Annotated in this window: 5 protein-coding genes; 3 read left to right on the top strand and 2 right to left on the bottom strand. The window is 54.5% G+C overall.

Annotation, left to right across the window (positions count from 1 at the left end; translation table 11 throughout):
- Positions 1 to 74: 74 nt before the first annotated feature.
- Complete coding sequence (locus K5905_RS24305) at positions 75 to 1,151, bottom strand: hypothetical protein (RefSeq protein ID WP_297588847.1); 1,077 nt, start codon at positions 1,149 to 1,151, stop codon at positions 75 to 77.
- A gap of 1,170 nt (positions 1,152 to 2,321) precedes the next feature.
- On the opposite strand from K5905_RS24305, the gene K5905_RS24310 reads away from it, so the two are divergent.
- The 3 genes from K5905_RS24310 (at position 2,322) to K5905_RS24320 (ending at position 5,026) form a co-directional block, all read left to right on the top strand.
- Complete coding sequence (locus K5905_RS24310) at positions 2,322 to 3,113, top strand: hypothetical protein (RefSeq protein ID WP_297588849.1); 792 nt, start codon at positions 2,322 to 2,324, stop codon at positions 3,111 to 3,113.
- A gap of 56 nt (positions 3,114 to 3,169) precedes the next feature.
- Positions 3,170 to 3,622 (top strand): hypothetical protein, encoded by a 453-nt coding sequence (locus tag K5905_RS24315; RefSeq protein WP_297588851.1) that lies wholly within the window; start codon positions 3,170 to 3,172, stop codon positions 3,620 to 3,622.
- 195 nt (positions 3,623 to 3,817) lie between these two features.
- Complete coding sequence (locus K5905_RS24320) at positions 3,818 to 5,026, top strand: anaerobic sulfatase maturase (RefSeq protein ID WP_297588852.1); 1,209 nt, start codon at positions 3,818 to 3,820, stop codon at positions 5,024 to 5,026.
- A 464-nt stretch (positions 5,027 to 5,490) separates the two neighbouring features.
- Here K5905_RS24320 and K5905_RS24325 read toward each other — a convergent pair.
- Positions 5,491 to 6,535 (bottom strand): amidohydrolase (locus K5905_RS24325; protein ID WP_297588854.1); only part of this gene is annotated, 1,045 nt, incomplete at its 5' end.

The raw sequence follows: 6,535 nt of genomic DNA on the forward strand, positions 1-6,535 counted from the left end.
GCCATCATCATCTGTCTTGTCGGCATTGATGACGGCTGACAGGTTCTGGGTGATTGCCCCAACAGCGAAAGGGATCAGGCAGCCTTTTCGGCTGCCTTGTTCAAAAAATCCGGACGCTCGAATTTGTGCTTTGGCTTCTCGGTTTTTTTGTCCTCTAGCGAAGGGGGGCCCTCAGAAGGCGTCTCGGCCCTTTCTGGCTCGTTCTTCGCCTGTGCTTTCTTGGCAGCCTTTTTCGCGGTTTTGGGCGCATTCTTTTCTGCGGCCTTTTCGAACAAGGCAGCAATCTCCTTGTCTTTGAGACCGAGCGACCATTGCAATTGCGGGATTGCACTGTCCTTGAGAAAGGCTGGCAAGGTCTTTGACGACACATTCTCGATATACTGGAGCTGGTTGAGCAACTTGAGCAGTCTTGCACAGCCTCCGTCGTTCTCCGGATCTACAAGGCCAAGGTGCCCGATCGCAGACGCCCAATGATCATCACGGCGAAGAAGCCCGATCATGATCCTGAGCAAATCGTGCGCCTCTTCTGATTGCAAACGGATCTTTTCCCGAAGGTGGCTCTTGACCACGGCGCGGCCGCGCAGTTCTGGTTCATACGCCTCGATGATATGAGCGATGATGTAGCTGAGCAGTTCCCTCATGCGGGTGATCCGAGATCGCTGCTCCTGGGCGCCGTATTTTGCGAGGCCAGTGAGCGTTGGTCTGTCTTCGATGGGCAGATCCGTATCGTCAGTGTCACCAGGGCCTTTCAAGATGGCACTGACTTCTCGGACCTGAGGCCGTTGGCCGCTTTCATATATTCGCAGCACTGCTTCAATGCCGTCTGGTTCCGCGTGCGCGAGCTTGTAAAGATTGGTCGGCGAAACCGCGAGGCGAATGCATTTCGCCTTAAGCCCTGCAAGGTTCCGATGCACCGCCCTGATATTGCGGGCGTGACGACCGGTGAACCCGAGATGGGCCACCAGCCAGCTGTCGCACAGCCTGTCGTCGCCGATTACCGTGGACGCTTCATCAATCAAGGCGCCGAGCTCGAAGGTTGCTTCGGTATCCTTCTTTCCAAGTCCGAGAATATTCTTGCTGATTGCCTCAATACGAGCCTTGGCGTCACCGTCCAGCATTTCGACATCAAACTGCACATTTTCGTTCGTCACGGATTTTCTCCTTTGTATGATGCAAGCAATCTTTGGTTGCTGATTTTTCCTCAAATATTTCAGAGTGCCGCCGTGCACAATCAGGAGAAAGTGAATTTAGTTAACAAACCGATAAATCAGAAAGTCATTATATTACAAGAAGATAAGGGGTGAATCCTTGCGTGGAGTTGCCAGTGGGCCGGGTCGAATCCTTGCGTGCCAGGTGCCCATGCATTCGCCTCAAGGATTCGTTTTCAGGTTGTATTTTTGAGAAAACCGAAGCGTTTCCAAGGCATGCGAGACGACGTCCCATTCACGGCAAGAATTCAGGATGAGACGGCTACCGAATGAAGATGAATCCTTGCGCGAATCCTTGACCTCGAGCTGGCGCTTTTAGTCACCCGGTGGGTCGATACGGAAATTTTTTTTTGGTGGCGCCAACGATCCAGAGCTCCCAAGCGGTCTCTGAAAAGAGTGAATCTCTCCGCGTAGTGCGTTGGCGCCAGTCTGAGGCAGTTGCCCGCGACCTGTTCCGATTGTGTACGGGTCACCCGCAACGCTTATCAAATTGTTTTAAATTACGCTCTTTCGATTCAGGTCACTAACAATGCAATTCAAGACGTCACCGCGTGAACTGGACATTTGTTTCAAAGTTCGGCGATCGCGTTTCATCTGATAACGGCGTCGCGGGGAAGGGAGAGTTTCGTCGCGCCAAAGACCGGAACCGCAAATGCCGACAGTTAGGCGCCGCAAAGGACAAGGTTTGAGAGCGATAAAAGCCTGAAGACGCCCAATCTCATCCCCGCCGGCAAATACTTCCAAAAAAGATCACTCAAATAGCTCGGTTGCTATCAGTGCCCGTCAACAGAATTGGTAAGCCACTGGAAAAAATATCGTTTTCTCCATTGCGCCGATGAGATCGTGGCTCAATCCTGAATGAGAACGAACATATCGTTCTTGGCAAAAACCAGCTCATTCAGGAGAAGGCAGATGGAGTTAGCAGCTTCGGAATTGATCAATCAACGCCGGATTGCCGAGTTCTGAGCCGCCGAAGAACGGCTGGCCCATATCGATCAGATTGTTGATGATCTCGAGTTCCGGCTTGAGAGCGGCTCAGCATAGAGCGCGCGCGTTCGAGTAAACGCGTGTGCCGACCAAAACCGTCCGGTAGTAATAATCCAGGATACCCCTATGAGGAAATTGAACCGTGCGACGAAGCAGCGGCGAGCTTGCGCGGCTGCACGTCAAAGAGCGTATCGCACTCGCCAAAAGGACAGGCGCAGGCCGTCCACGGAAGACATTGCCGTAGCCTCGTTTCATCACATCGTAACAACTGGCAAGAGCCCGGAAGCCAGACGTCATTTTGCAGTACTGACTGCGCAGATTGTCGAAAAGCTCGTTGGCCTTGGCTTTGATCCGATCGCCAGTCGCACGGCGTTCGATGACCTTGTCGACCGGTATGAAACCGGCGAAGTGCTGACACGAGGACCGAACAACCGACAGGGCCGACCGGACATCAGCAGTTTTCTGCCATTTTCGCCTTCATCCCCCCATTACTCTATGTCACATGGTGACGGCCGGAATCTCGGCGTCAGCGCACAAGACCTCGTTGTCGCAGAAGCGGAGGGGGGCTCTACACGGCGGCAATTGAGCCTGTCGACGCTACATGTTCCATCGACCGACCTGGAGCTTTTGTTGGAAGAAGCAGTCTTTGGCATGGCGTTTCCCGTGAGCGTGAAAAAGACTTCACTCGTCATTTCCGTCGATTGGCATTGGGTCACTCCAGAAGACCAGATCCGGCGACGGTTGGGAGAGGGGTATTCACGCGCGTTCTGCGAGGTCCTGCTTTTCGCCCTTGATCTTGGGGCTGATGAGCTCAGGCTCGCTTCAGACGGCGGTGTTTGTCGCGACCTCTGCCTTTTTGAAGGAAGCGAAGTTGCGGTTCTGAAGCCCCTCAATCGCTTGGATCAGCTCGATGAATAGGGCCAAGGGTGACTTCAGCACTCTTTAAATCCAAACATCAAGCTCAGGAAATTCTCGTGCCCGTTGTTTCTATGTTCGACACTTCGTTCTGCCATATCCGAATGAGTGACTATCATCTCCTTCAGCACATGGCGCGTAGCTTGTTCCATGGCGAAGAAACGCCTTTCCGGGTTCATGCGACGGAACATACTATCGTCATCCACATGGTCTGGGCTTGGCCTTGGGGCGACGATCCGGATGCATGGCAAAGGGGCTGGATCGAAGAGCGGTTGCACGAAGGTTTTTCGAGAAAGTTCTGCGAACTTCTTCTAGCCGCTTCCGAGCATGAGTGTCGGATCTTACAGCTGGATCAAGATGCCGATGAGGACGACGGGTTCACCATCTTCGATGGCGACGAGGTGGTTGAACGGCGTCCGATGTCGAGGTTGCAACGGATTTTGACAGGTTCGAGCGTGCTTAAAAATGCTAGATCCGAAGTCACAGATGCACGACTTGAATGGGGAAACTGAGGGTCCGTCGAATTTCATTGAGTGGCCAGAATGGCGCGGGTATGGCAAAGGTGTCTGATGACTGTTGCCGGGTCTGCGGCGCGCGTGTTTTCTCAAGTATGCGCAAAAACAGGCGCTACCCGGCATTGAAAAGTGCGGCAGCCAAAGGTCTTTGACGACGTCTGTCGACGGTTCTAATCGGAGCAAGCAACTGCCATGATCGAACCTTCTCCCTTCTCCATCATGACCAAGCCCATTGGGCCGCGCTGCAATATTGATTGCAGGTACTGCTACTACGTTGAGAAGGAAAAGCTGTTTCCGGATGAAAAGAAATTCCGGATGTCCGATGAGGTTCTGGACAGCTATATCCGGCAGGTCATCGTAACCTCGTTGGAAGCCGGCATGGCCGAAGTTTCCTTTGCCTGGCAGGGAGGAGAACCCACGCTGCTGGGTGTTGCGTACTTCAAGAATATTGTCCGGTTGCAGGAAAAATACGCGCCCAAGGGCGTGAAAATATCCAATGCCATACAAACCAACGGCATGCTCCTTGACGATGAATGGGGCGCCTTCTTTCACGAAAACAGCTTTCTGGTCGGGATCAGCATCGACGGCCCCAGAAAAATTCACGACCACTACCGTGTCGACCGGGCAGGACGGGCGACATTTGATGCGGTGATGCGCGGGCTTGAGGTTTTGCAGCGCCACGAGGTCGATCACAACGCACTTTGTACCGTGCATCGCGCCAACGGTGTGAAAGGCAAGGAGGTCTACAAGTTCTTAAAAGGTGCCGGGTTTGAATTCATTCAGTTCATCCCGATTGTGGAACGCAGCGGTACGGATGGGCTGGCAGGCGCGCCGCAGGTGGACATGGACCCGGGCAATTCGGTCACCGAGTGGAGTGTCACCCCCCGCGTCTACGGCAAATTCCTGTGTGATGTCTTCGATACCTGGTTCCGGAAGGACATCGGCAAGGTGTTTGTTCAGTTCTTTGATGTCCAGCTCGGCCTTTGGATGGGAGGGCCTTCCTCCCTGTGCGTCTTTGCAGAGACCTGTGGCAATGGCCTTGCGCTCGAACATGACGGCAGCCTCTATTCCTGCGATCACTATGTTTATCCGCAGTACCGTTTGGGCCGCATTAGCGAAACGCCCTTAAGAGAGATGCTTTGGACCGACCGGCAACGGGCGTTCGGCCAGGACAAACTCAGCGGACTGACCGCACAGTGCCGACGCTGCCAGTACCGCTTTGCCTGCAACGGCGGCTGCCCCAAGCACCGGTTTGCGACCAACAGGGACGGCGAAACCGGCCACAATTACTTCTGCGAAAGCTACACGATGTTCTTCAGGCATGCAGACGACCGGATGCGTGCCATGGCGCACGCTGTCGCCTCGGGGCAACCGGCGGCAACGGCTTCAAAAGTGAATTAGGCGCGCGGACCAGGCATCCGGCAGCTTCCCTTTCAGCGCAATGCGCAGGTTGGGGCCATACGTCAGAGCCGCACAATCCGGATCGAGGTCGTACTTGCCCTATTGGAGAAGTGCATGAGGTCTGTGTTCTTGATCTCTCTAAGGGCCAAGCCGACGGACAAGACAAGTGTGATCCCAAAGACCGTCAGGATTTCGAGGAATTTTATCTCGTTTTTACAATAATTTATTGACTGGGGAAGGAGCCGTCGCCATTGGGTCCGTCTGAAGATTTAGCGTTTCAAGTTGTGTTTGTTGCTTCGAAACATGGTGACATTGGCGTGGCTTGCCCGGTACGGGTTCTGTCCCCCTTGCCGGTAACCAGCATCAATCTGTCAGGCCGGGTAATCCGGCAATTAGGGAGGGTAACTGACCAGATCCTGTAGCATCTTTTGGAACCAAGCTGTCACAGAAGAAGATCTTGTTTTCTACTGGTTGCTCATTGCTTTAAGCGGTGGAGCGACGCCGTCCGGAATCGGACAGGCATAAGGATCTTTTTCCAGCTTGACACGGTGGGCCTCGATCGCACTTTGAAGCAAGCTTTCATCTTCGAACAGATCAATCGCGGTCCCTGCGATAATCTTGGCAGCGTGTGTCATGCCTTTGTGCGCCGCAGGCATTTTACCTTGGGCGGTCAGCTGCCATGTGTGGAAAGGCGTTCCAACAGCGCAGGTCGCAACACGCACCTGGACGGTGGGAACTGCCCAGCTGACATCACCGACATCGGTGGATCCCTCGCCGCCGTCGCTCTTGCGGTCGAGTGGCGCCACGAAATCACACAAGACTAGATCAGGATCCACTTCCATGCCGATACGCCGGAACGACACGGTGATATTGTCTTCGCTAAGCGTTGCCCGGATCTTGTTGGCAAACTCCCGATCGGCTTCGTCAAAGTCCGGAGCACCCAGGCGGTCCAAATGGCGCTGCATGGTTTCTTCCATCGGGCGATTGCCAATCAGATTGGAAACACCGCTGACAACACGCGTCTCGACCCGCGTTTCCGACATCAGGGCAGCCCCTTCCGCGATCTTGTGCACGCGCTCGATCAAGCCGTGCAACTCCTTTAAATTGCGCGCGCGAATGAGTTGCCGGACAGTCGCCTTGGCCTGAACGACGTTGGGTGCGATGCCGCCAGCATCCAGATAAGCGTAGTGCACGCGCGCGTCGTCAGGCATGTGCTCGCGCATATAGTTGATACCGACATTCATAAGCTCTATGGCATCCAATGCACTTCGGCCAAGTTCCGGTGCTCCGGCTGCGTGGGCGGCACGTCCGTGAAACGTGAAATCTATTCGGGTGTTGGCCAACGACCGGGCTTCGTTAACTGCGGTAAACGTGGCCGGATGCCAGGAAATTGCCGCGTCCACGTCATCGAACAAGCCTTCCCGGACCATGAACGTCTTGGCGGCACCGCCTTCTTCCGCCGGACAGCCGTAATAGCGCACACGCCCCTTAATACCGAGTTCGGCAAGG

Source organism: Roseibium sp. (genome assembly GCF_025698965.1).
In the GTDB taxonomy this organism is placed as follows: domain Bacteria; phylum Pseudomonadota; class Alphaproteobacteria; order Rhizobiales; family Stappiaceae; genus Roseibium.

Coding starts and splice junctions, on each gene's coding strand:
- K5905_RS24310 (WP_297588849.1), top strand. CDS start 2,322: ATGAGGAAATTGAACCGTGCGACGAAGCAGCGGCGAGCTTGCGCGGCT.
- K5905_RS24320 (WP_297588852.1), top strand. CDS start 3,818: ATGATCGAACCTTCTCCCTTCTCCATCATGACCAAGCCCATTGGGCCG.